Here is a 25,917-nt window from a genome sequence, read left to right as displayed (position 1 = left end):
CCCTGGCACGAACTTGTACCGGGCTTCCCGTCGCCATATCGTTCGTGTTATGTTCTTGCCATGGACTCACCCCCACCCCCCTCTCTTGCCCCCGGCCGTGGCGCGGTCGCGAACCGGCTCAGCCAGCGCTTCGACCACATAGAGCGCGACGCCGACGGCGATTTTCTCGATGCCGAAAATAGCGATGCGAATCCGCGACAACTTCGGCAACTTCGCACCCAGGTAACATTGGAAAGCCCGAAGACCGCGATCACCCGCAACAAATCGCCGGATGTTCCCTTTGACCGTTCCATCAATGCCTATCGCGGCTGTGAACATGGCTGCGTCTACTGCTTTGCCCGCCCCACGCACGCCTATCTTGGCCTTTCTCCGGGTCAGGATTTTGAAACGCGGCTGACCGCAAAACCGACCGTGCCGCATCTGCTGCGAAGGGAGATTGCCCGGCCTGGCTACGAATGCCGCCCGATCGCGCTTGGTACCAACACGGACCCCTACCAGCCCATAGAGGCACGCTATCGAATCACGCGCGGCATCCTTGAGGTTCTGGAATCGACCTCCCACCCCGTTACCATCACAACGAAATCCGCCCGCGTCTGCGACGACATCGACATTCTCGCACGCATGGCGAAACAAAGCCTTGCCGCCGTCATGCTGTCCGTCACGACGCTGGACCCGCGCCTTGCCGGAAAGATGGAGCCCCGCGCTTCCTACCCCGCGCGCCGCATAGAGGCGATTCGACGGCTCAGCGAGCGGGGCATTCCCGTCCACGTATCCGTGTCACCGGTGATTCCCGCCATCAACGACCATGAAATAGAGGCGATATTAGAGGCTGCCGCCGCTGCGGGTGCGGTGGGCGCTTTCTCGATCGTTGTCCGGTTGCCGCACGAGGTATCGCCGATTTTCCGCGAATGGCTGGCCACCCATTTTCCCAATCGCGCCCGCCGCGTGATGAACCATTTGCAGGAAATGCGCGGCGGCAAGGACAATGAATCGCGCTTCTTCGAACGCTATCAACCGAAGGGGGCCTATGCCGCCATGCTGAAGGCTCGCTTTGACAAAGCCTCCTCCCGGCTGGGGCTGAAGGGGCGCTCCATCAACCTTCGGACCGACCTCTTCGCGCCGCCGGGCGCCCAGTTGCGTCTTCTCTAGCCGTCCACCGCTGGAAAGGAATAATCGGCAAACTGCTCGCGCAGCGTGGTTTTCTGGATCTTGCCGGTGGCCGTATGGGGGATTTCGTCGACGAAAACGACATCGTCCGGCATCCACCATTTGGCGATTCGCCCTTCCAGATGCGCCAGCACATCCTCCTTCCGAGGCGTCGCACCCGCCTTTGGCACGATCACCAATAGCGGTCGCTCGTCCCATTTCGGATGGGGCATGCCGATGACTGCCGCTTCCGCAACGCCCGCGGCACCGATTGCCTCATTTTCCAGCTCGATGGAGGAAATCCACTCGCCCCCGGATTTGATGACGTCCTTCGCGCGGTCGGTGATCTGCATATAGCCGCCCTGGTCGATGGTCGCGACATCGCCGGTATCGAACCACCCTTCCGCGTCCAGGATGTGCCCGCCCTCGCCGCCGAAATATTCGCCCACACACCAGGGGCCTTGTACCATCAGATGACCGAAGGATTCGCCATCCCGTGGCAGTGTCGCGCCGGCATCGTCTGTGACCTTCAGTTCAACACCAAAGATCGCCCTGCCTTGCTTTGTTTTAAGGTCGAACTGCTCTTCCTGAGAAAGCTTCGCTGCCTCGGCTGAAAGCGATCCCACAGTGCCCAGGGGCGACATCTCCGTCATCCCCCATGCATGAATGACCTCGACGCCATATTTTTCCTTGAAATCCACGATCATGGAACGCGGCGCCGCGCTGCCGCCGATGACCACGCGTTTCAGGGCGCCCAGATCCGTGCCGGTCTCTTCCAGGTGCTGCAGCATTCCCAGCCAGATCGTCGGAACCGCCGCCGTGAACGTCACCCCCTCCTTCATCAGCAGCTTGTGCAATGTCGGCGCATCGAAATGCGGGCCGCCCATCACCATTTTCGCCCCGACGGCGGCGCAGCTATAGGGCAGGCCCCAGGCATTGGCGTGATACATGGGCACGACCGGCAGGGCGACATCCTCCGACCCCACGCCCATCGCGTCCTTCGTGATGGACCCCAGCGTGTGCAGCACGTTCGACCGGTGCGTGTACAGAACACCCTTCGGATTGCCTGTGGTCCCGCTGGTGTAGCATAGCCCTGCCGGGGTCGTTTCCTCGACCCGCGCCCAGGCGAAATCTCCGTCGGATTGGGCCACCAGCTCTTCATAGCACAGGAAATGCACGCTCGCATTTGCCGGCATGTGCGCCGCATCGGTCATCAGAACGAAATGCTCGACGCTGTTCAGTCTTGGGGCCAGCTTCTCGATCAGACCGACAAAGGTCAGGTCCAGAAACAGGACACGGTCGCCGGCGTGATTGATGATATAGACGATCTGATCTTCGAACAGGCGCGGGTTCACCGTATGGGCGACGGCTCCCATGCCGCTGATGCCGTACCAGCATTCGATATGGCGGTGCGTGTTCCAGGCCAGCGTGGCGGCGCGGTCCCCCTGCTTCAATCCCAGGCGCGACAGCGCCTGGGCGACCCCCTTCGACCTGCGGTGTACCTCCGCCCAATTGGATCTGTGCTCGCCGCCCTCGCAGGTCAGCGACACAATCTCTCTGCTGCCGTGATTCAGCGCTGCAAAATCAATCAGTTTCCAGACCAGCAACGGCCAGTCCTGCATGCCTCCCAGCATTATATACTCCTCCCGATCCTCTTGCCGACAGCTAGGCGAACCGGCGGAGAGCGGTCAACGCGCAAAGAGAGCACACCCCGCAACTTGACAGGTTGGAACATTTGTGGAACATGAAACGAACAAAGGGAGTTCGCAATATGCACATTTCCGTTTCCGCAGCCAGTCTGCTGCTTCTTGCTCTTTCCGCATGCGCGATCATGTTCATGCTGTGGCAGGCACGTCACGTGATGGCAGCCGCTTTCGTTCCGCTCGCGTCAGATTCGCTTTCCGAACTGCGACCGACCGCAACACCCGTGCGGCCTGTGCGGCGGCGCGGGCCGCGTTGGCCGGTCATCCTGGCAATGCCTATTGCTGGGACGCGGCTTCGCGCCGCTTGACCTTCGAATAGGCGCGAATGCTGAACGGGATTGTTGCCGCATAGGCGATGGTGATCAGCGACAGCGTCATGAACGGGGCAGACAGCAACGCGCCCAGCACCAGCGCGACGACGACAAGGGCGAACAGCCGCAGGCTGCGTGGGATACTGACCGATTTCCAGCTGTAGGTCGGCAGGTTCGAGATCATCAGGAATGCGGACACCGCGACCACGATTGCCGTGAACCCGGCCCCAATGGTCGGGTAATTGATACCTGTTGGTTCCAGCCAGAAATAGACGAACATCGGCGCAAGCGTCAGTCCAGCGCCCACGGGGGCGGGGACGCCCGTCAAGAAACCTGCCCGCTTGTGCGGCTGATCATCCATGTCCAGTTGCGAATTGAAACGCGCAAGCCTCAGCGCCGCGCATATGGCATGTGCCAAGGCCACCAACCAGCCGAAACCCGGCAGTTCCTGCAGGATCCAGAAATATATGATCAGGGCCGGCGCCACGCCGAAGGCGGCATTGTCGGACAGCGAATCGAGTTCCGCGCCAAAACGCGTCGAGCCCTTCAGCAAACGTGCGATCCGCCCATCCAGCGCATCAAGAACGCCGGCTAGAAAGATCGCCAGCAGGGCCTTTTCAAACTCTCCGGTGATCGCAAAGCGCACGGCCGTCAGGCCAGTGCAAAGCGCCGCAATCGTGATCGCGTTGGGAATCAAGGCTCTTATCGGCAGGACTTTACGGACCGGCCGAAGGCCTTCTGGCGTGTCGATCCTCAATTTACGATGCCGACGGGCGCGCTGCCCCCCTTTGCGGCCAATATTGTCTCACCGGCAACGGCGCGCTGCCCCACGATAACCTTTGGCGCATATCCTTGCGGCAGGAAGACGTCGACGCGGCTGCCGAAACGGATCAGGCCGATGCGCTCTCCCACGCCGACGCTTTGCCCCTCGCGCACAAACTTGACGATACGGCGCGCCACCAGACCAGCGATCTGCGTCATGCCGATCCGGGTACCGTCCTCTGTCTCTATGACGAAATATTGCCGTTCATTATCTTCCGACGCCTTGTCCGTCTCGGCATTCACGAATTTGCCGGGAACATAGACAACGCGGCTGATCTTTCCCGCGACCGGCGCGCGATTCACGTGCACATCGAATACGGACATGAAAACGCTGATCCGCACATAGGTTTCCTGCTCCAGCAGGCCGCTTGCCGCCAATTGGCGCGGCGCGGGAACGGTGACGATATGGGAAACCATGCCGTCTGCGGGTGAAACGAGCATGCCCTCGCCCACCGGCGTCACGCGCTTCGGATCGCGAAAAAATGCAAATACCCAGACGGTAAGACCGGCCATCAGCCAGCCCAGAATGTCCCAATCAACAACGAACCACAGGAACAGCGTGATCGCGGCGGCAATAATGACGAATTTCGTCCCCTCCGGATGCATGCGCGGAAACTCGTACTTCGCTGCCTGCAGATCATTGGCGGGCGGCATCTCGCCCGTCGGATCTCGTTGCGCGGACGTCGCCGGCGCAGACGCAGGAGCGGCAGACGTTTCCACCGCGGGCGACGCAGGGCGTGGCGGCACGGGCTCGGTCGGGGGTGTCTTGTCATCCATCCGTCCCGTTGTAGCAGGGACATACGCCTTACCGCAATCACAGACCGCAACAGCGTTGATTCCCGCCGCCGGTCCGCATAGGGCGGTGACAAAATTCAGACGTTTGCAAGATAAAGGAGCCAACCCCCATGGCAAAGATCAAGGTCAAGAACCCTATCGTCGAACTCGACGGCGACGAGATGACCAGGATCATCTGGGAATGGATACGTGAGCGCCTGATACTTCCCTATCTCGATGTCGATCTGAAATATTACGACCTCTCCATTCAGAAGCGCGATGAAACTGACGACCGCATCACCGTCGACGCGGCCAATGCGATCCGCGAATATGGTGTCGGCGTCAAATGTGCGACGATCACACCCGACGAGGACCGGGTCGAGGAATTTGGCCTGAAGAAAATGTGGAAATCGCCGAACGGCACGATCCGCAACATTCTGGGCGGTGTCGTCTTTCGTGAACCCATCGTGATCAAATCGGTACCACGCCTGGTTCCGGGTTGGACCGATCCCATCGTGATCGGCCGTCACGCATTTGGCGATCAGTACCGTGCGACCGACATGTATATTCCCGGCCCCGGCAAGCTGACCATGAAGTTCGAGGGTGAGGACGGCGAAGAGTTCGAACATGAAATCTTCCAGTTCCCGTCCGCGGGCGTCGCGCTCGGCATGTACAATCTGGACGACAGCATCCGCGATTTCGCGCGCGCCTGTCTGAATTATGGCCTGATGCGTAAATGGCCGGTGTATCTCAGCACCAAGAACACGATCATGAAAACCTATGACGGTCGCTTCAAGGATCTGTTCCAGGAAATCTATGAGAAGGATTTCAAGGCGCAGTTCGAGGCTGCGGGCATCAGCTACGAGCACCGCCTGATCGATGACATGGTCGCTGCGGCGATGAAATGGTCGGGCAAGTTTGTCTGGGCGTGTAAGAATTACGACGGCGACGTACAGTCCGACACGGTCGCGCAGGGCTTTGGCTCGCTCGGCCTGATGACCAGTGTGCTGATGACGCCCGATGGTAACACGGTCGAAGCAGAAGCGGCGCACGGCACCGTCACCCGCCACTATCGCATGCACCAGCAGGGGAAGGCGACCTCCACCAACCCGATCGCCTCCATCTTCGCCTGGACCGGCGGTCTGAAGCATCGCGGTAAAATCGACGAGACGCCGGAAGTGACCGAGTTCGCCGAAACGCTGGAGCGCGTCTGCGTAGAGACCGTCGAGGGCGGCGAGATGACAAAGGATCTCGCCCTGCTGATCGGTCCCGATCAGAGCTGGATGACGACGGAGCAGTTCTTCGAGGCGATCGTCCGCAATCTCGAAAAGGCGATGGCCTGAACATTCTAGCGGCGGTCCGGTACGCCGGCCGCCGCCCATCCGCATCGGGATTGGCGAGCTGTACCTGCGTGGCAGGGCGAAGCTGCACCGGTTGGGGATCCGTCAAGAAAATGCCTGACGCATCCCTATCGGTCTGCCAATAATACTACATGGCAGCTGATTCCCTCGATTCCGCCGGATTTCGTGACGCCCTGTTAATTCTGGGCGCGGCGGGGCTGATCATTCCGGCCTTCGCCCGCTTCAAGGTAAACCCGGTCATTGGATTTATTCTGGTCGGGCTACTGCTCGGCCCGTCGGGACTGGCCCAGCTGCAGCCCTTCTTCAATCCACTTCATTATGTGACGATCAGCGATCCCGAGGTGATCGAACCCTTTGCGGAGTTCGGCATCATCCTGCTGCTGTTCGGCATCGGCCTGGAACTAAGCATCGCAAGGCTATGGGAGCTTCGAAAGCTCGTATTCCTGCTCGGCACAGGCGAAGTGCTGGTGGGTTCGAGCATCATCGGTTTCGCGCTGATCATGTTCGGCTATCCAACCACTGCGGCGGTCGCCCTCGGCCTGGCGCTCGCTCTCTCCTCCACTGCACTCGTGCTGCCGATGACCGGTACGAAAAGCCCTGTGGGACGGGCGGCATTTTCCATGCTGCTGTTCGAGGATGTGGCGCTGGTTCCCATTGTTTTCGTGATCGGCATTCTTGGCACATCCATGGCCGAGGACAGCGCCATGGGTGGCCTGATGTCTGCCGTCATCACGGGCGGTATTACAGTGGCGGTCATCTGGCTGGCGGGCAGGTTCATTCTGCCGCGGCTGTTCCATCAGGCCGCACTGACGAAGCGGCCGGAGCTGTTTCTGGCGGCTACCCTCGTCATCGTCATGGCCGCCAGTCTCGCCACGAGCGTCGCCGGCATCGGCGCGATCATGGGCGCCCTCGTCGCCGGGCTGATTATCGCGGAAACGGAGTATCGCGAGCAGGTCGAGATGCTGATGGAGCCGTTCAAGAACCTGGCGCTCGGTATATTCCTGATCACCGTCGGCATGAGCGTGTCGTTCGCTTTTTCATTTTCCGAATGGCTGCTGATCCTGGCTGCGGTCGTTACCATCATTCCGCTGAAGGCCGTGGTGACGGCGGCTCTGTTGCGTCTTGGCGGAGCGCCCAAGGGTATTTCCGCCAATGTCGGCATCCTGATGGCATCGCCGTCGGAAACCACCCTGATCGTCCTGGCCGCTGCTGCCTCAGCGCAGATCATCGATTCGGATACCGCCGCATTTTGGCAGATTGTCACCGCCATCGGCCTGACCGCGACACCATTGCTGGCGCGGCTGGGGCGTGACACCGAGCGCCAATTGGGGGGCGAGAAGGACGAGACGCCGGTGATGTTGAGCGCCGATCCAGACCGCCCGCGCACCATCGTCGCCGGCTATGGCCGCGTCGGCCGTTTGGTGGCCGATATGCTGACCGAACATGGCGAGGAATTCGCGATCGTCGATGCGAATATCGATGTCGTCCGCGCCGCCCGAGCCGCAGGTTATGAAACTGCCTTTGGCGACCTGGAACGGCATGAGATCCTGGAACTGATGGGCCTCGACACTGCAAAAGCGCTTGTCCTGACCATGGATGATCCGGTTCAGGTGGTAAAAACGACGCGCGCCGTGCGTAAGGAATATCCCGATCTCTGCATCGTCGCACGCGCACGTGACACTGCCCATGCCGCCGAGCTATATCGGGCGGGCGCGACCGACGCGGTTCCCGAAACGCTGGAAAGCTCCCTTCAGCTTGCCGAAGCCGTCCTGGTGGACATTGGCCGCCCGATGGGCCCGGTCATCGCCAGCATTCATGAAATACGGGAACAGGAACGAGAGCGGATCAAGGCTGCCGTCCCCGGCCTGGCCAAGAGCCCGCTAAAGGCTGCCAGCCGCATCGGTAACGTCGACGGCGCCGAGACGGTCTGACCGGATCGGATCAGGCGGCCAGCGCTGCCTTGATCGCGCCCAGCGCCTCGGCGCCCTTCGCACCATCCGGGCCGCCGCCCTGCGCCATGTCGGGTCGTCCACCGCCGCCCTTGCCGCCCAGAATTTCCACCGCGGTACGCAGCAGGTCGACGGCATTATGAGTGCCCTTCAGATCGTCTGTCACGCCGACCGCAACGCTCGCGCGGCCATCGTTCACGGCGACGATCGCCGCGACGCCGGACCCCAGCTTCGACTTTGCATCGTCGATGGCACCGCGCAGCCCCTTTGGATCCAGGCCGTCCGCAACCTGGCCGATGAACTTGACGGTTCCCACAGTCTCAATTTCCGGCCCTGGGGCGGCCCCATTGCCGCCACCAAGGGCAAGCGCCTTCTTTGCGTCGGACAGTTCCTTTTCCAGACGCTTGCGATCCTCGACGAGCGCAGCGATGCGCGTGGGAACGTCGGTGGGCGATGCCTTCAACGCATTTGCGACCTCCAGCAGGCGATCTTCCTGCCGCTGCAGATGAAGGCGGGCCGCCTCACCGGTCAGTGCCTCGATACGGCGGACACCTGACGAAACCGCGCTTTCGCCAACAACCTTGAACAGGCCGATATCGCCGAGCGCGTTCACATGCGTGCCGCCACATAGTTCGACGGAATAGTCGCCCGTGTCCCGCCTGCCCATCGACAGTACGCGAACCTCATCGCCATATTTCTCGCCGAACAGCGCCATTGCGCCTGCCTCTATTGCAGCGTCGGGCGTCATCAGGCGCGTCAGAACTGCTTCATTGCCGCGAATCTGCGCGTTCACTTCCGCTTCGACAGCGCCGATCTCTTCGGCAGTCAGCGCCTTGGGATGGCTGAAGTCGAAGCGCAGGCGTTCCTCTGCAACCAGAGACCCTTTTTGCGTGACATGATCCCCCAGAGCGTGGCGCAGCGCCGCGTGCAGCAGATGCGTCGCGCTGTGATTGGCACGAATGCGCGCGCGCCGCTCCGCATCGACGGCAAAATGTGCCGTGTCGCCAACGCTTAGCGTGCCCTCAATTATCTTGGCCTCATGCACATGCAGGCGGCCCAGCGGCTTCGACGTGGATGACACCTCGGCGCGGGCACCGTTGCGGCCTTCGATGGTACCGGCGTCGCCCGATTGGCCGCCGCTTTCGCCGTAGAAGGGCGTCTGGTTGGCGATGATCAGCACCTCGTCCCCCGCCGACGCGCTGTCGACCTCGACACCGTCGCGCACCAGGGCGACGATCTTGCCGTCGGTATTGTCAGACGCGTAGCCGGTGAATTCCGTTGAACCCTCCCGATCCGCAATGTCGAACCAGAGCGTTTCTTCAACCGCGCCGCCGCTACCCGCCCATGCCGCGCGCGCGGCAGCCTTCTGCTCGGCCATCGCCGCGTCGAAGCCCGCCCGGTCGACGGACACGCCCTTCATACGCAGCGCATCCTCGGTAAGGTCGTAGGGAAAGCCGTAAGTGTCATATAGTTGGAAGGCGACGCCGCCATCCAGCGTGTCGCCCTGCCCCAGATCGCCGGCGCGCTCGTCGAGCAGTTTCAGGCCGCGATCCAGTGTCTGGCGGAAGCGGACCTCCTCCTGCTCCAGCGTCTGTTCGATCAGCGGCTGTGCGCGGACCAGTTCCGGATAGGCGGCGCCCATCTGTCCCGTCAGCGTTGGCACCAGGCGATGCAGCAGGGGATCGTTCGCGCCCGCGATATGGGCATGCCGGATGGCGCGGCGAAGGATACGACGCAGCACATAACCCCGTCCCTCATTCGCGGGCAGAACACCGTCCGCGATCAGAAAGCCACCTGCGCGCACATGGTCGGCGATTACCCGCAAAGACGTCTTGAACTCCCCTTCGCGCGGCGTGTGCGCCAGTTCGGACGCTGCATCGGTCAGGGCGCGGAAAAGGTCGATTTCGAAATTGTCGTGCGTGCCCTGCATGACCGCCGCGACGCGCTCCAGTCCCATGCCCGTGTCGATGCTGGGCTTAGGCAGGTCAGTACGTACACCGCCCGGGGCCTGGTCGTATTGCATGAAGACCAGGTTCCAGATCTCGACGAAGCGATCGCCATCCTCGTCTGGCGATCCCGGGGGGCCGCCCGGAATGTGATCGCCATGATCGTAGAACAGTTCCGAACAGGGACCGCACGGACCTGTATCGCCCATGGACCAGAAATTGTCCGCGCCGGCGATACGGATAATGCGCTCCTCCGGCAGGCCGGTGATCTTCTTCCACAGGTCGAACGCCTCGTCATCCGTGTGGAAAACGGTGGCGGTCAGACGTGCCGGATCCAGGCCCCATTCCCGCGTGACGAGATTCCATGCATGCTCGATCGCTTCAGCCTTGAAATATTGGCCAAAGGAAAAATTTCCCAGCATTTCGAAGAAGGTGTGATGCCGGGCGGTAAAGCCGACATTTTCCAGATCATTATGCTTGCCACCCGCTCGCACGCATTTCTGGGCAGAGGTCGCCAGGGAATAATCCCGCGTCTCCCGCCCCGTGAAAACGTTCTTGAACGGTACCATGCCCGCATTGACGAACATCAGCGTCGGATCATTCTGCGGCACCAGCGGTGAAGATGGCACGCGCGCATGGCCGTGCTTTGCAAAATAGTCGAGGAAGCTGGCGCGGATATCGTTGGTTGAGGTCATGGACGGGCACTTAATGTGCACACCCGCACTAGGGAAGACGTTGGCGGCGGATAGCGTGTCCCCGCCCTAAACGACCGGGCGAAAACTTTCTGCCTGGGCCATTTTCCAGTGCCGTGCATAGCGGGTGCCGCCGGGCTCCGCCAATAACTGTCCGGGTTCGAGGAACTCATAGATCATATCTATTGAGCGCATCTCTGCCGGGTTGAGCCTCATCCTCAGATGGAAAGGCCGGAAGTCGGTATGCTCGCGAACCCCGCACGCAACCATGATATCCCGCAGTCCCTGTACCGTTTTCAAGTGGAATTGGGCGACGCGCGGCGCCTTCTCGTCGATCACAAGACCCCGTTGACGAGCAAGAGATGTCGTTGCCACGGCCGTCGGGCATTTATCGGTATGACACTGCTGGGACTGCACACAGCCTAATGAAAACATGAAGGCGCGGGCCGCATTGCACCAGTCGGCACCCAGCGCGAAGTTCATCGCCAAAGCAGCCGCAGAATAGACCTTCCCGGCGGCGGCGAGCCGGATATCATCCTTCAGGCCGCATCCCACCAGCGCGTTGCGGGTCATGATCAGCCCTTCGCGAAGGGGCATTCCGACCCTGTCCGACATCTCCCGCGGTGCGGCGCCGGTGCCACCTTCGCCGCCGTCGACGATGATGAAATCGGGCCGAATACCGGTCTGCAGCATCGCCTTGCAAAGGGCGAACAGCTCATGCGGATAACCGACGCAGAACTTCAGCCCGACGGGCTTGCCGCCGGAAAGATCACGCATCCTCGCGGCAAACTCCAGCAACTCTATCGGTGTCGTAAATGCCGAATGCGCGGCGGGGGAAAGGACATCCCTTTGTTCGGGAACACCGCGAATTTCGGCAATTTCCTTCGTGACTTTGGGGCCGGGCAGCATACCGCCCTTTCCCGGTTTCGCGCCCTGTGAGAGTTTTATCTCGACCATCTTCACCTGATCGTCCTGCGCCTTATCCGCGAATTGATCAGGGTCGAAAGCACCATCCGGCGTTCGCGCGCCGAAATAGCCGGTGCCCAATTCCCATACGAGGTCGCCGCCACGGCGATGATAGGGGCTGATGCCGCCCTCGCCCGTGTCGTGATAGAAATTGCCCGCCTTGGCACCCAGGTTCAGCGCCTGAATGGCATGGCTGCCCAGCGAGCCATAGCTCATCGCGGATATATTCAGGCAGCTTGCCGAATAGGGGCGGCTGCACTGTCCATTGCCCACCTGTACGCGGGGATCGTGTACCGCGTCGATGTCGGGTGCCATGGAATGCGACAGCCATTCGAATTCGGGGCCGTAAACATCCAGTTCCGTGCCGAACGGCTGATCGTCGGACTGCCCCTTTGCCCGCGCATAGACGAGCGCGCGCTGGTCACGGCTGAACGGCATTCCCTCATGGTCGCCCTCGACCATGTAGGAACGCAAGAACGGCCGCAGATCCTCGAAAAACCAACGAAATCGCGCGGCAAACGGATAAAGGCGCCACAAGGTGTGCTTGCGCTGAAACAGATCGTAGATCGCCACGAAGAATGGCGGCAGCACGAACAGGAGCAGCATGAGGATGGGGGGCCAGTAGCGCGCCGAAAGCACGATGATCCCCGCCAGTACCAGCGGCGCCCACAAAAACAGGTTACGCGCTATGGGATCGTCGGCGGTCAGCGATTCCCCGAGTGAATCCACAAATCCCGGTCTTTTCATCTGCCCGCCGCTTATCCTTCTATATTGGCATCCCGCAGCCTGAACGGACGAACGGACAAGAGGGTCCGCTATCCCTGCCCCTGTGCGACGATGCGCAGCCACCCGGCCTCGTCCATCGTCTCGATGCCAAGGCTTTCCGCCTTTTTCAGTTTCGATCCCGCCCCCGGGCCCGCGACCAATATGTCCGTGCGCGAGGAGACGGAACCCGCCACCTTCGCTCCCAGCCGCTCGGCCTGCGCCTTTGCCTCGTCGCGGGACACCGCCTCCAGCTTGCCAGTGAAGACGATGGTCTTGCCCGAAACGGACGAGGCGATCGTTTTGAACGCCTCCGTCTGGACGTCCATCAGGTCCATCAGTTCGCCAACCGCCGACCTGTTGTGCCCCTCCGCCCAGAAATCGGCCAGAGCAGCTGCGACCTCGGGACCTATGCCCGACACGGAAATTTCAGCTGCAAGGGCGTCGTTCAGCCGCTTTTTAGCCTTCTCCTCAGCTTCGCCGACAGCGGGCCCAAAGCTCTCGCGCAAGTCGACCAGGCGCTGCAGAAGTGAAGAGAAGGCCGGCCAGTCCGAATAAGCACGGGCAAGGTCGCGGGCCGTGATCTCGCCAATATGACGGATGCCCAGCCCGAACAGCACACGTGACAGGGGGGCGCTGCGGCTCGTCTCGATGCTGTGCATCAGGTTCGCGGCCGACTGCTCACCCCATCCCTCCAGTGCAGCGATTTCCTCCGCCTTGTCCTTCAGCCGAAATATGTCCGCCGGCCCCTCCAGCCAGCCCCTTTCGAAGAAAAGCCGGATCGACTGTTCGCCCAGACCATCAATATCCACGGCGCGGCGTTGCACGAAATGCTTCAAGCGTTCCACGCGCTGGGCCGGGCAGGTCAGGCCGCCCGTACAGCGCCGGTCGACCTCTCCCGGTTCTCGTACCGCGAGCGAATCGCAGACCGGGCAGGTCTCGTGGGGCTCGAATTTGGACAGGGCGGCATGTTCGTCCGGATCGCTGACTTGCGCCAGTATTTGCGGAATGACGTCGCCGGCGCGCTGCAGCTCAACCCGGTCGCCTACCCGCACGTCCAGCCGCTCGATCTCATCCTCATTATGCAGCGTCGCATTCGTAACGACGACCCCGCCAACCGTGACCGGCTCCAGCCGCGCCACCGGCGTCAGTTTTCCTGTGCGCCCCACCTGAATGTCGATGGCATTCAGCCGTGTGACCGCCCGTTCGGCAGCGAATTTATGTGCGATCGCCCAGCGCGGCGATCGTCCCACGCTGCCCAGCCGCTGCTGCCAGTCCAGCCGGTCCAGCTTGTAGACGACGCCGTCAATATCATAGGCCATGTCCGCCCTCTGGCGTTCCACCTCATGATAGAATTCCAATGCGGCACCGGCGTCGCCCAACCGGCTGTCCGTCGTTTTGAACCCCAGGTCGCGCAGCCATGTCATGACCCCGCTCTGCGTTTCCCGGGGCAATTCCGTCATTTCGCCCCAGCCATAGGCAAAGAAGCGCAGCGGGCGCGACGCGGTGATCGACACGTCGAGCTGTCGCAGCGATCCCGCGGCGGAATTTCGCGGATTCGCGAACTGCTTCTCCCCCGCCGCCGCCTGACGCGCGTTCAGGGCGATAAAATCCGCCCGCGCCATATAGACCTCGCCGCGCACCTCCAGCGTTTCAGGGGCGCCCTGCAGCCGCTGCGGAATGTCCGAAACTGCTTTCAAATTGGCGGTGATATTTTCGCCCACGCGGCCATCTCCACGCGTCGCCCCCTGAACGAGCTCGCCGTTCTGGTAGCGAAGCAACACCGCCAGACCGTCGATCTTCGGTTCGGCAAGGATCGTCACGTGCTCATCTTCGCCAAGGGAGAGGAAGCGGCGGACACGCGCCACGAACTCCGTCACGTCCTCGTCCGAAAAGGCATTGTCCAGCGACAGCATCGGCTGGGCATGGGTGACTTTCGCAAAGCTGGAGGACGCGATCGCGCCCACCTCCTCCAGTGCCGAGCCTGCTTCCGTCAGTTTCGGCCAGTCCGCCTCCAGCTGGCGCAGCTCCTCACGCAACCCGTCATAGGCGGCGTCGGAAATCTCGGGCGCATCCTCGGCGTGGTAGGCGATATTCGCGGCGCGGATTTCATCGCTTAGCCGCGCATGTTGGCGCCTGGCCTCGGCTTCGCTCAGGCGGCCCTCAGCACCCTGCAAAGCGCCTCCATTCTTGCTCATGGCATTGATCCCAACAGGCGGGCGGCCTGCGCGCGCGCCTCTTGCGTCACATCGGCCGCCGACAACATGCGCGCGATTTCTTCCTGGCGATCATGCGGTGCGAGCGGCACGACACTGGTCCACGTTCCCTGTTCCTCCTGACGCTTCGATATGCGGAAATGGCCAGCGCCGCGCGCTGCAACCTGGGGAGAATGCGTCACCACCACGACCTGGCTGTCCGCAGCCAGGCGCGCCAGACGATCACCGATGGCGCTGGCGGTCGCACCGCCGACGCCCCGGTCGATTTCGTCAAAGATCATCGTTCCGGCGGCGCCCGTCGCGGCCAGCGCCACCTTCAGCGCGAGGATGAAGCGCGACAATTCTCCGCCAGACGCAATCTTGATCAACGGCCCGAAGGGGGCACCGGGATTGGTGGAAATTTCGAACTGCACCGAATCCGCCCCTTGGGCACTCCACGATGCCTCTGGCAACGTGTCTATGACGGTCCGGAATTTCGCCGCATCCAGCTTCAGCGGCGGAAGCTCCGACGCCATTGCCGCATCCAGCCGTTCGGCCGCCGCAATTCTGGCGCGGGTAAGGGACGTGGCAATTTCCTCGAACGCCACCCGCATTGCCGACGCTTTCGCCTCTGCCGCCGCCAGGTTCGCATCGCCTTCATCAAGGGCAGCCCGCCGTGCGATCAACTGCGTCAGCAGATCCGACAGCCCCTCTGGCGCCACCTGATGCTTGCGGGCCAGCGCGCGCAGGGCGAACAGGCGCTCCTCCGCATCGTCCAGCCGCGCCTCGTCATAGTGCATCGCCTCGGCACCCCGGGTCAGCTGGCGCTCCACCTCGTCCGTTTCGATCAATGCCCTGTCGAGTGCCGCGAGCGCTTCTGCCAGCGCCTCGTGCACCTCTGCGACCCGCTCCATGCGGCGCGCAACCGCACGCAGCGCCGCTAGCGCGCCCTTCGATCCGTTCAGCTCGCTGTCAATCTGCGCCAGGTCCTCGGCAATCTTCTGCCCCGCCAGCATGTCGGAGCGTTCCTTTGCCAGATCGGTCTCTTCGCCCGCGACCGGCGCGAACGCCTCTATCTCTGCAATGGAAAGGTCCAGCCACTCGCGGTCCTCGGCAGCCCTCGCCAGCGCCTCGCGCACGCCATTCAGGTCGGCCACGGCACGCCGCCAGGCCCGATAGGCGGCGGCGGTTTCATCCAGCTGCGGCTGCAGGCCGCCATATAGGTCCAGCAAAGCGCGGTGGCCCTTCTGATCCAGCAGGCCGCGCTCATCATGCTGGCCGTGAATTTCGACGAGGCTGGCGCCCACCTCTCTCAGCAGGGCAGCAGAGACGGGCTGATCGTTTATCCAGGCGCGACTGCCGCCATCCGCCTTTACGGTTCGTCGCAGGACAAGATCCTCGCTAGCCTCAACATCCTGCTGAACCAGAAGCTGGTTCGCAGGATGATCGACAGCGACATGAAAAGAGGCCGACACCTGTGCGCGATCGGCACCGCTGCGCACCAAGCCGCTATCTGCCCGCGCGCCCAGCGCCAGCCCCAGCGAATCCAGCAGGATCGACTTGCCTGCCCCCGTTTCCCCGGTCAGCACCGAAAGGCCGGTGCCGAATTCCAGATCGAGCTCCTGTATCAGAAGCACGTCGTCGATGGTCAGCGCCGTCAGCATGGGTGCTGTCTAGGGCAGAACAAAGCGGCAACCAAGAGGCAAGCGCCGCGCTAGAATTGCGGCAGGTCGGCGGGGGTGATCCAGCCAAAAGTATAGTTCAGCCACAATATGCCAAAGACGATCGCCGCAACCAGGCTGTTCCACAGCAATTTCTTCAGCAGCATGGGATGGGTGGGCGCGCTTTCCGCATGTCCCTTGCCGATTTCCTGACCTGCCTCCTCGCTCGTTTTCACTCCGAAGGGCAGGACCATGAAAAAGGTGACGGTCCAGATCAGAAAGTAGATGGCAAAGGCGCTGCCCAGTCCCATGGTGTCAAACCTCCAGAATATCGACCTTCGTTACGGGCTTCTTGCCGGTCCATTCGCGGGCGATCCGGCGTACGGAAACACGCACCGCCTCTGAAAGGGCATGTACCGGCTTGCCAGCGGTCTTTTTCACTGCCGCCTTGGCGGCGTCCTTGCAGTCTTCGATGAAGTCCTCGACCTCATCCTCGACGGGCACGCCCTGAATCTGGATGAGCGGGTCGGCGGCCAGCCTGCCGCCCTTCATGGCAAGCACGACGCCGATGAAACCGCCATGGGTCAGGCGCCGGCGTTCGACCATCGTCTGGCCGTCGGCGGGAACGATGACATCGCCATCGAGGACCAGTCGTCCATGTTCGACATGATCGATCACCTTTGGCGCACCGGGGGCCAGGCGGATGGCTGACCCATTGATCGGGACGATCTGCTGCGGAACGCCGACGCGCGCGGCAAGGCGCGCATGTTCTTCCATATGCCGCCGCTCACCATGAACGGGCACGGCGATTTGCGGACGGATCCAGCCGTACATCTTTTCCAGTTCGGGGACGCCGGGATGGCCCGACACATGGACATGTGCCTGACGCTCGGTAACAATGTGGACGCCCTGTTCCGCCAACGCATTCTGCACGACGCTGATGCCGACTTCGTTTCCGGGGATCTGCTTCGACGAATAGATGACCGTGTCGCCTTCCTGCAGCTGAATGCGGGCATGGCTGCGGTCGGAAATACGGCTTAGCGCGGCGCGCGGTTCGCCCTGTGTGCCGGTGGACAGGATCAGGACCTGATCGCGCGGCAGCTTCATGGCGTCGTCTTCGCGAATGGAGGTCGGAAAGTCCTTCAGATAGCCATTGGCCTTCGCGACCTCGACAATGCGGTGCAGCGACCTGCCCACCATGCACAGCTGGCGGCCCGTCGCCTTCGCGATGTCGCCGATCGTTTTCACCCGCGCCGCATTCGAGGCAAAGGTGGTGATCAGCACCCGGCCCGTCTGCTCCCGCACGACAGCTTCCAGACCCTCCCGGACGCCGGTTTCGCTGCCGCTCGCTTCCTTGTTGAAGACATTGGTGCTGTCACCGACCAGGGCGAGGATGCCTTCGTCGCCGATGGCGCTCAGTTCTGCAGGCGTCGTCGGCTCGCCCGTGACGGGGTTTTCGTCCAGTTTCCAGTCGCCGGTATGGAAAATCTTGCCATAGGGCGTGTCGATCAGCAGCGCATTACCCTCAAGGATGGAGTGGGCAAGCGGGACGTAGCGGCAATGGAACGGCCCAATTTCAACGCTGCCCTCATTCTCGATGATGTTCAGTTCGATCTCGTCCTCTATGCCCTCTTCCTGCAGCTTCTTGGCGATCAGCCCTGCTGTGAACGGCGTCGCGTAAAGGGGGACGTTGAGATCCTGAATCAGATAGGGGATGGCGCCGATATGATCCTCATGCGCGTGCGTCAGTACGACGCCCAGCAAATCCTTGCGGTGCTTTTCGATGAAAGTCAGGTCGGGAAGGACAAGCTCGACGCCCGGATAGCTGGGGTCGCCAAAGGTCATGCCCAGGTCGACCATGATCCATTTGCCGTCGCAGCCGTAGAGATTTACGTTCATGCCGATCTCTCCTGAGCCGCCAAGCGGCAGGAAGATCAGTTCTTTTTTAGGTTTCAAAAGGGATTCCTCTGTTCGATCAGCATCAGACCGCGCACGGTCAGGTCGGTATCGACCAGGCTGATCACATCTGTGTGTTTATCGAATATGGGAGCGAGGCCGCCGGTCGCAATGACCTTCATGTCGCGGCCCGCCTCTTGCTTCAGGCGTGTACATAGCCCTTCGATCAGGCCAATGTAACCATAGAAAATGCCGGACTGCATCGCGTCGACCGTTCCCTTGGCAAGGGCGCGGCCATTTTGCGGCGGCGCAACGGCCACGCGCGGCAACTGGGCAGAGGCGGAATAGAGCGCATCGACGGCCAGGTTGATACCCGGCGCAATAATGCCGCCAGAGTAACTGCCATTCAGAATGACATCGAACGTCGTCGCCGTACCGAAATCCAGCAGGATCAGGCCGTCGCCATGTTCGTGATAGGCCGCCGCGCTGTTCACCAGACGGTCGGCGCCTACCTCGGACGGATTCGGCACGTCGACGCCGATGCCCAGATCCAGGTCCTTTGTAACGATCCGCGGCTCCACGTTGAACCAGGTCTGCGCGAGCCGAACAAGGTTGAACAGCGTCGGCGGCACCACGCTGGCGATGATGATGCGGTTTACATCGCCGCGATTAATCCGGCGTCCGTCCGCGCTCGCCACCTCCATCAATTGCGACAGCCAGACCATATATTCGTCGCTCGTCCGCTGGGCGTGCGTCGAGATGCGCCAGCGGTGAAGGATCTCGCCCTCCTCCACAAGCGCGAAAACCGTGTTCGTATTGCCGACATCAATGGCAAGCAGCATGCCCGGTCATCCTTCCCGATTAGCAGACGCGTTCAAAGGGCGAGCGCAAAAACCTCGCCCGCGTGAATGGAGCGTACAGAACCGTCCGACAGCCTAAGCATGAGCGCACCCGCTTCGTCGATAGTTTCAAAGGTACCGGTCAGCGTCTCCGTACCCAGACGCGCCTCTATAACATCGCCCAGGTTCGCAGCGCGCGACAGCCATGCGGCCCGGGTCGCGGTAAATCCCTTCTGATGCCATTCAGACCGGCGACGGCCAAAGGCGGCGACGAGACATTCCGCCGCTTCGGCAAGGGGCGGGGCTGCGATGCCTGCTGCCGGAAAGGAGGTTGCGGGACGCTCCGTCGCCGCCGGGTGGTGCGACAGGTTCACACCCATGCCGACCACTACAGTACCGTCCTTGCCCTCGACCAGAATGCCGGCGCATTTTACGCCGTCCAGCAACAGGTCATTCGGCCATTTCAGCGCCAGACGCTCCGCCGCCACATATTGCGTGGCCATGTCGTGAAGCGACAGTGCCGCCACAAAGCTAAGCTGCTGCGGCGGGCCTTCGCCCGGCTGGGGACGCACCAGCGTCGACGTAAACAGATTGCCCGTGTCCGAGGTCCAGGCACGGCCCCGCCGCCCCCGGCCCGCCGTCTGCCGGTCGGCGCGCACCCACAGGCCGTCCGGTTCACCGCGCGCTGCTGCGCTGGCGATCCAGTCGTTGGTGCTGCCCACCTCTTCCAGGTGGATGAGCGTCAAAAGGCGAGCATCGCCTGTGCGGCGCCCTGGGCAGCCGGGACGATCAGCGGAATAGCCAGCATCCCTATGGGCGAGCAAAAGATCGCCGCCGCCGCCAGAACCACACCATTCACTCGGCTTTCGGAGGGGGCGAGCGGTGCGTTGGGCTCATCGAAATAGGCCAGCTTGATGATCCGCAGATAATAAAAGGCGCCGACAACCGATGTCACCACGCCGATCACGGCGAGGACATACATTTCGGATTCAATCGCCGCATTGAAGACGCTGAATTTCGGCCAAAAGCCCAGCAGCGGCGGAATGCCTGCCAGTGAGAACATGAAGATTGCCATGGCGGCGGCCATGCCCGGCCGACTTTTGGAAAGACCGGCAAGGCTGTCCATCGTGTCAAGCGGCCGTCCGCTCGCATCGCGCAGCCCCAAAACGACCAGGAACGCGCCGATCGTCATCGGCAGATAAACCGCCATATAGAACAGCACGGAGGACACTCCCGCAGCCGAAGCCGCGGCAAGGCCAATCAGCGCGAAGCCGATATTGTTGATCGAGGAATAGGCAAGCAGACGCTTGATCGATGTTTGTCCGATTGCGCCCACGGCGCCCAGGATCATCGACGCGACTGCCGCAAAGGCAATAATTTGCACCCATTCCCCAGCCATGCCGCCAAACGCATCCATGCAGACGCGAACCAGCAGACCCATGGCCGCCGCCTTGGGCGCACTGGCAAAAAAGGCTGCGACGGGCGTCGGGGCGCCTTCATAGACGTCCGGTGTCCACATGTGGAATGGAACAGCGCTGACCTTGAACGCCAGACCGGCAAGAATGAAGACAAGTCCGATGACGGTGCCAATGGACGGCGCCTCTATCAGAACGGCCTGCAATACGCGGAAATCCGTCGTGCCGTTGAAGCCATAGACCAGGCTGATGCCGTACAGCAGAATTCCCGATGCGAGCGCGCCGAGCACGAAATATTTCAGGCCTGCTTCCGATGAGCGCGCTTCATTGCGATGAAAGGCCGCGAGCACATAGGCCGCGAGGCTCTGCAGCTCCAGGCCAATATAAAGCGATAAAAGATCGGCTGCCGAAACCATCATCGACATGCCGAGCGCGCCCAGCATGATCAGCACCGGATATTCGAACTTGTCCGAACGCGCACGCACCAGATAGGGCAGCGCGATGATGCTGCACACGGCTGCGGCGGCAAAGATCAGAACCTTCAGAAAGGCGCTGTAATTGTCGGCGACGTACAAACCGTCAAATGCCACGCGGCTGGCCGGATCGTTCAACAGCGACAGGCCCGCAATGGCATAGATGATCACCGCGCCCCACGTCAGGCCATGAAGGCTTTTATTGCCGCGGAATACGCCCAGCATGAGAAGGACCATCGTCCCCGTCGCAAGGACCAGTTCCGGCGCCGCGATGCGGATTGAGTCGGCTAGCGGCTGCATCAGTGTGCCGTCCCTTCGCTGATCGGTGCCGGCGCGGCAGCGACCGGCCGGAGATTTGGATTCATCGTGACGACCTGCTGCGGTGCCTGCGCCGCGGCGAGCCGGGCGACGATGCGTTCTACAGGCGCCCTGACGGGGTCGATGAAGATATTCGGGGCAATGCCCATCCACAGCACGGCGATCGCAATGGGAACGAGCGTCGCATATTCGCGCAACGACAGGTCCTTCATCGTGCGCACCGCATCATTTGTGATGACGCCAAAGGCCACGCGGCGATACAGGTACAGCATATAGGCCGCGCCAAGAATGATGCCAGTGCAGATGATGAAGACCGCCCAGGTCGATGCCTGGAACGCGCCCAGCATGACCATGAATTCGCCGACAAAGCCGGAGGTGCCCGGCAGCCCGACGCCCGCCATGGTGAACAGCAGGAAGAAGATCGCATAGCGCGGCATCACATTGGCAACGCCGCCATATTTCGCGATCTCCCGCGTGTGGAGCCGGTCGTAGACAACGCCAACGCACAGGAATAGCGCACCAGATACCAGACCATGCGACAGCATGACGACGATGGAGCCCTCAATCGCCTGCGCGTTGAAGCCGAACAGGCCAACGGTGACAAACGCCATATGCGCGACGGATGAATAGGCGATCAGCTTCTTCATGTCGGTCTGCACCAGCGCGACAAGGCTGGTGTAGACGACGGCAACCATCGACAGTCCCCATACGAGCCAGGTCAGGTCGACACTGGCGTCCGGGAACATGGGCAGCGAGAAACGGATGAAGCCATAGCCACCCATTTTCAGGAGCACACCGGCCAGAATGACCGAGCCTGCGGTTGGCGCCTGCACGTGCGCATCGGGCAACCAGGTGTGGACCGGCCACATCGGCATCTTCACGGCGAAGCTGGCGAAGAATGCCAGCCACAGCCAGGTTTGCGCCGTCTCACTGAAATCATAGGTCAGCAGCGTCGGAATGTCCGTCGTTCCGGCAACCGACACCATGTACATCATGGCGAGCAGCATCAACACCGAACCGAGCAGCGTGTAGAGGAAGAATTTATAGCTGGCGTAGATACGCTCAACGCCGCCCCAGATACCGATGATCAGGTACATCGGGATCAGGCCGCCCTCGAACATCACATAAAACAGGAAAAGGTCGGTCGCCGCGAAGACGCCGATCATCAGCGCCTCCATCAACAGGAACGCCGCCATATATTCCGGCACGCGCGTCTTGATGCTTTCCCAGCTGGCAAGGATGCATATCGGCATCAGGAACACCGACAGCATGATCAGAACCAGACTGATGCCGTCAATGCCCAGCGCCCAACTGAAATAGGGCGCGAACAACGGCACATTTTCCTGATACTGGAAAGCTGCCGTCGAATTGTCGAAGCCTATCCACAGGATCAGGCCCAGCACGAACATGACGAGCGTGGTGCCAAGTGCGATCGTGCGTGCGAGGGCAGCGCGCGCGCCTTCCTCACCGGGAATGAACAACAAAGCCGCGCCCGCAAGCAGCGGCAACAGGATCATGATGGAAAGAATAGGCATGTCGGTTACGCCCCTCCCATCATTTGCGGCAGGAACCAGGCGGCCGCAGCGGCAAGACCGATCAGCATGACGAGAGCATAGGTATAAACATATCCGGATTGCAGGCTGCGTGCGACGCCAGAACCCCGCACGACAAGGCTGCTAAGCCCGTTCGGCCCGAAGCGGTCGATCGTACCCTGGTCGCCCCGCTTCCAGAACATGCGGCCCAGCCACATGGACGGGACGATGAAGACATAGTGGTACAGCTCGTCGAAATACCATTTGTGAGCGAGGAAATTATGCAGGCCGCGGAACTGCGCGACGAAGGCGGACGGTGCCTCTGGCCGGCGAATATAATTATTCCATGCGATGAAAAGGCCCAGCAGCATCACAATGAAGGGCGACAGTTTCACCCAGGCAGGAACATGATGCGCCGCCTCTGCAAGAGCGGGAGAAAACGCAATGCTGCCGCGCCAGAATTCCAGCGCTTCAGCGGGTTCGCCAAAGGCACCATGAAATGCAAAGCCGGCAAAGATCGCGCCCAGCGACAGAACCGCCAAGGGGATCAGCATGGACAGCGGGCTTTCGTGCGGATGATACCCACCCGTGCCCGTAGCAACGACCGGTTCGACCGGCGCATGAGGTGCGTGGCCGCTGTCCTCGGCCACTGGGTCGGCATGATCGCTGTCATGGTGATGGGCGATGTGCTCGCTGCCCGCCCAGCGCGGCTTGCCCCAGAAGGTCAGGAACATAAGTCGCCATGAATAGAAACTGGTCAGAAGCGCCGCGAGCACGCCAACAACGAAGGCGATGGTGCCCGCATCCGTGCCGGAGGCGAACGCGCTTTCGATGATCAGATCCTTCGAGAAGAAGCCTGCAAAGCCGAACAGCGTGAAGGGAATGCCAACGCCCGTGATCGCCACCGTGCCGATCAGCATTGCCCAGAAGGTGACCGGGATCTCCTTACGAAGGGCGCCATAATAGCGCATGTCCTGTTCGTGGTGCATGGCGTGGATGACCGAGCCTGCGGACAGGAACAGCAGCGCCTTGAAGAATGCGTGGGTCAAAAGGTGGAACATCGCCGCGCTGTAGGCACCGACGCCCGCGGCGAAGAACATGTACCCCAGCTGCGAACAGGTGGAATAAGCGATCACGCGCTTGATATCGTTTTGGACAGTGCCCACGGTGGCCGCGAACAACGCCGTTGCGGCGCCCACATAGGTCACGACGGTCAGGGCGGCGGGGGCCGCCTCGAACAGAGGGGACAGGCGGCAGACCATGAAAACGCCCGCCGTCACCATGGTCGCGGCGTGGATCAGCGCGGATACCGGCGTCGGGCCCTCCATGGCGTCCGGCAGCCAGGTGTGCAGACCCAACTGCGCCGACTTGCCCATCGCGCCGACGAACAGCAGCAAGCAGAGCGTCGTCAGAATATCGACTTGATACCCGAGGAATTCGAAGGTCTGCCTCTGCCATTCCGCAGCCGTGCCGTTGATCAGCGAAAGGTCGGTTGTGCCGAACACCAGGAACACGCCGAAAATGCCGAGCGAGAAGCCGAAATCGCCGACGCGGTTGACGACGAATGCCTTGATGGCGGCGGCGTTTGCGGAGGGTTTATGATACCAGAAACCGATCAACAGGTAGGAGGCGAGGCCGACCCCTTCCCAGCCGAAGAACATCTGCACCAGATTGTCCGCGGTCACCAGCATCAGCATCGCGAAGGTAAACAGGCTGAGATATGCGAAGAAGCGGGGCTGGTCGGGATCTTCCGCCATATACCCCCAGCTGTAGAGGTGAACGAGCGCCGAGACCGTCGTGATGACGATCAGCATGACGGCCGTCAGCGTATCGAGCCGAAGGCTCCAATTGACGATCAGGTCGCCCGAGCGAAACCATTCGAAAACGGGCTGGGTATAGCTGGTGTCGCCAAATCCCACCTGAAAGAACAGGATCCAGGACAGAATCGCGGAAATGAACAGCGCGCCGGTCGTCAGCGACTTCGCGACGCTATTGCCGAGAGCCCGATTGCCGAGGCCGGCGATGATCGCTGCGAGCAGCGGCAGAAAGACAATGATCTGAAGCATGTCAGGCGCGCGCCCCCGTCAGGCCCGCACAGGTAGCGCGGTTTGAAACCGCTTCCCCTGCGAGAAGATACCGGAACCGAATCCCGGCCTGCGCCGAAACGACGATGTGGCGATCGCAACGCATGTCCGTCATCACCCCTTCAACTGGTCGATCTGGTCGACGGCGATGGTGCCGCGATTGCGGAAATAAAGAACGAGAATGGCAAGGCCGATGGCGGCTTCACCGGCTGCGACGGTCAGGATGAACATCGCGAAGATCTGCCCCTTCAGGTCACCAAGGTAACTGGAAAAGGCCACCATATTGATATTCACCGCCAGCAGGATCAGTTCGATCGACATCAGAATGATGATGACGTTCTTGCGATTGAGAATAATGCCGATCACACCCAGCACGAACAGGATCGCCGCGACGACCAGATAATGGTTGAGACCGATCACAGCTCGACCCCCTGCCCGATGCCAGGCTTTGTAATGACGACTGCATCCTCTGGACGGCGGTTAACCTGATCGCCGATATTCTGCCGCTTGACGCCGCCACGCTGGCGATGGGTCAGGACGATGGCGCCGATCATGGCGGTCAGGAGGATCATGCCCGCTGCCTGGAAAACATAGACATAGCGCGTATAGATCAACGCGCCGAGCGCCTCCGTATTGGAAACCTGGGTAACGGTGGCGATGGCGGGTGCCAGCGGTTCGGCTGGAGACCCCATGACCACGGCTGCCGTCGCCGCGACGATCAGTTCGGCCGCCAGGACGCCCGCGAGGATCAGGCCGAACGGCAGATAGCTGACGAAGCCTTCCCGCAATTTCGAAAAATCGATGTCGAGCATCATGACCACGAACAGGAAAAGAACCGCGACCGCGCCGACATAAACGATGACCAGGATCATCGCCAGAAACTCCGCCCCCAGCATCAGGAACAGCCCCGCCGCGTTGAAAAAGGCGAGGATCAACCAGAGCACGCTGTGCACGGGATTTCTGGATAGGATCACGGCCGTCCCGCTCAGGAGGATGATCCCGGCCAGCATGTAGAAGATAATGGCTTCAACCATGCTGCGACTTCAGTCCTCTTCTCTATCGTTCTTCCCGG

General features: G+C 61.5%; 19 protein-coding genes. 3 read left to right on the top strand and 16 right to left on the bottom strand.

What is annotated here, in order from left to right; all coding sequences use genetic code 11:
• Positions 1-60: 60 nt before the first annotated feature.
• Complete coding sequence (locus ACSMXM_RS02145; protein ID WP_460313547.1) at positions 61-1,149, top strand: PA0069 family radical SAM protein; 1,089 nt, start codon at positions 61-63, stop codon at positions 1,147-1,149.
• Here ACSMXM_RS02145 and ACSMXM_RS02140 read toward each other — a convergent pair.
• The 3 genes from ACSMXM_RS02140 to ACSMXM_RS02130 all read right to left on the bottom strand — a co-directional run bounded on the left by ACSMXM_RS02140 (position 1,146) and on the right by ACSMXM_RS02130 (position 4,636).
• Entirely contained in the window at positions 1,146-2,780 is a 1,635-nt protein-coding gene (locus ACSMXM_RS02140) for a long-chain-fatty-acid--CoA ligase (RefSeq protein ID WP_460313545.1), read from the bottom strand. The two genes, ACSMXM_RS02145 and ACSMXM_RS02140, sit on opposite strands and share 4 nt — an antisense overlap.
• Before the next feature lie 345 nt (positions 2,781-3,125).
• Positions 3,126-3,857: a CDP-alcohol phosphatidyltransferase family protein gene (locus tag ACSMXM_RS02135; RefSeq protein WP_460313544.1), complete on the bottom strand. Its 732-nt coding sequence runs from the start codon at positions 3,855-3,857 to the stop codon at positions 3,126-3,128.
• 56 nt (positions 3,858-3,913) lie between these two features.
• Positions 3,914-4,636, bottom strand: coding sequence for a phosphatidylserine decarboxylase (locus ACSMXM_RS02130; RefSeq protein ID WP_460316331.1), 723 nt, complete (start codon positions 4,634-4,636; stop codon positions 3,914-3,916).
• 251 nt (positions 4,637-4,887) lie between these two features.
• Between ACSMXM_RS02130 and ACSMXM_RS02125 the strand changes: the two genes are divergently transcribed.
• Positions 4,888-6,099, top strand: coding sequence for an NADP-dependent isocitrate dehydrogenase (locus tag ACSMXM_RS02125; RefSeq protein ID WP_460313543.1), 1,212 nt, complete (start codon positions 4,888-4,890; stop codon positions 6,097-6,099).
• 149 nt (positions 6,100-6,248) lie between these two features.
• Complete coding sequence (locus ACSMXM_RS02120) at positions 6,249-8,048, top strand: cation:proton antiporter domain-containing protein (RefSeq protein WP_460313541.1); 1,800 nt, start codon at positions 6,249-6,251, stop codon at positions 8,046-8,048.
• 10 nt (positions 8,049-8,058) lie between these two features.
• On the opposite strand, the gene alaS is transcribed toward ACSMXM_RS02120, so the two are convergent.
• From alaS to ACSMXM_RS02055, 13 genes are all read right to left on the bottom strand, one after another.
• On the bottom strand, positions 8,059-10,707 hold the full coding sequence (gene alaS, locus ACSMXM_RS02115; protein ID WP_460313539.1) for an alanine--tRNA ligase: 2,649 nt from the start codon (positions 10,705-10,707) through the stop codon (positions 8,059-8,061).
• Positions 10,708-10,773: 66 nt separating this feature from the next.
• Positions 10,774-12,417, bottom strand: a complete 1,644-nt coding sequence (locus tag ACSMXM_RS02110) for an FMN-binding glutamate synthase family protein (protein ID WP_460313536.1) — start codon at positions 12,415-12,417, stop codon at positions 10,774-10,776.
• Between the two features lie 68 nt (positions 12,418-12,485).
• Positions 12,486-14,630 (bottom strand): NAD-dependent DNA ligase LigA, encoded by a 2,145-nt coding sequence (ligA, locus tag ACSMXM_RS02105; RefSeq protein WP_460313535.1) that lies wholly within the window; start codon positions 14,628-14,630, stop codon positions 12,486-12,488.
• Positions 14,627-16,291 (bottom strand): DNA repair protein RecN, encoded by a 1,665-nt coding sequence (gene recN / locus ACSMXM_RS02100; protein ID WP_460313533.1) that lies wholly within the window; start codon positions 16,289-16,291, stop codon positions 14,627-14,629. The genes ligA and recN overlap by 4 nt, the downstream gene beginning before the upstream one ends.
• A gap of 50 nt (positions 16,292-16,341) precedes the next feature.
• Positions 16,342-16,599, bottom strand: a complete 258-nt coding sequence (locus ACSMXM_RS02095) for a DUF1467 family protein (RefSeq protein ID WP_460313532.1) — start codon at positions 16,597-16,599, stop codon at positions 16,342-16,344.
• 4 nt (positions 16,600-16,603) lie between these two features.
• Entirely contained in the window at positions 16,604-18,244 is a 1,641-nt protein-coding gene (locus ACSMXM_RS02090; RefSeq protein ID WP_460313530.1) for a ribonuclease J, read from the bottom strand.
• The gene (locus ACSMXM_RS02085) at positions 18,241-19,026 is read right to left on the bottom strand and encodes a type III pantothenate kinase (protein ID WP_460313528.1); all 786 of its coding nucleotides are present in this window, start codon (positions 19,024-19,026) and stop codon (positions 18,241-18,243) included. The genes ACSMXM_RS02090 and ACSMXM_RS02085 overlap by 4 nt, the downstream gene beginning before the upstream one ends.
• A 32-nt stretch (positions 19,027-19,058) precedes the next feature.
• Positions 19,059-19,769: a biotin--[acetyl-CoA-carboxylase] ligase gene (locus ACSMXM_RS02080; RefSeq protein ID WP_460313526.1), complete on the bottom strand. Its 711-nt coding sequence runs from the start codon at positions 19,767-19,769 to the stop codon at positions 19,059-19,061.
• Positions 19,766-21,211 (bottom strand): NADH-quinone oxidoreductase subunit NuoN, encoded by a 1,446-nt coding sequence (nuoN, locus tag ACSMXM_RS02075; protein ID WP_460313524.1) that lies wholly within the window; start codon positions 21,209-21,211, stop codon positions 19,766-19,768. The genes ACSMXM_RS02080 and nuoN overlap by 4 nt, the downstream gene beginning before the upstream one ends.
• A complete protein-coding gene (locus ACSMXM_RS02070) occupies positions 21,211-22,764 on the bottom strand; it encodes an NADH-quinone oxidoreductase subunit M (protein WP_460313522.1) in 1,554 nt (517 codons plus the stop codon). The genes nuoN and ACSMXM_RS02070 overlap by 1 nt, the downstream gene beginning before the upstream one ends.
• A gap of 5 nt (positions 22,765-22,769) precedes the next feature.
• Positions 22,770-24,827 carry an NADH-quinone oxidoreductase subunit L gene (gene nuoL / locus ACSMXM_RS02065; RefSeq protein WP_460313520.1) on the bottom strand — a complete coding sequence of 686 codons (2,058 nt, stop codon included), beginning with the start codon at positions 24,825-24,827 and terminating at the stop codon, positions 22,770-22,772.
• Between the two features lie 132 nt (positions 24,828-24,959).
• Positions 24,960-25,265 (bottom strand): NADH-quinone oxidoreductase subunit NuoK, encoded by a 306-nt coding sequence (gene nuoK / locus ACSMXM_RS02060; protein WP_460313518.1) that lies wholly within the window; start codon positions 25,263-25,265, stop codon positions 24,960-24,962.
• Positions 25,262-25,879 carry an NADH-quinone oxidoreductase subunit J gene (locus ACSMXM_RS02055; protein ID WP_460313517.1) on the bottom strand — a complete coding sequence of 206 codons (618 nt, stop codon included), beginning with the start codon at positions 25,877-25,879 and terminating at the stop codon, positions 25,262-25,264. The genes nuoK and ACSMXM_RS02055 overlap by 4 nt, the downstream gene beginning before the upstream one ends.
• Positions 25,880-25,917: the final 38 nt, after the last annotated feature.

This window comes from Pacificimonas sp. ICDLI1SI03 (genome assembly GCF_054740865.1).
Note: the sequence above shows the minus strand (reverse complement) of the source record. Positions and strands in the feature narration are given on the sequence as shown.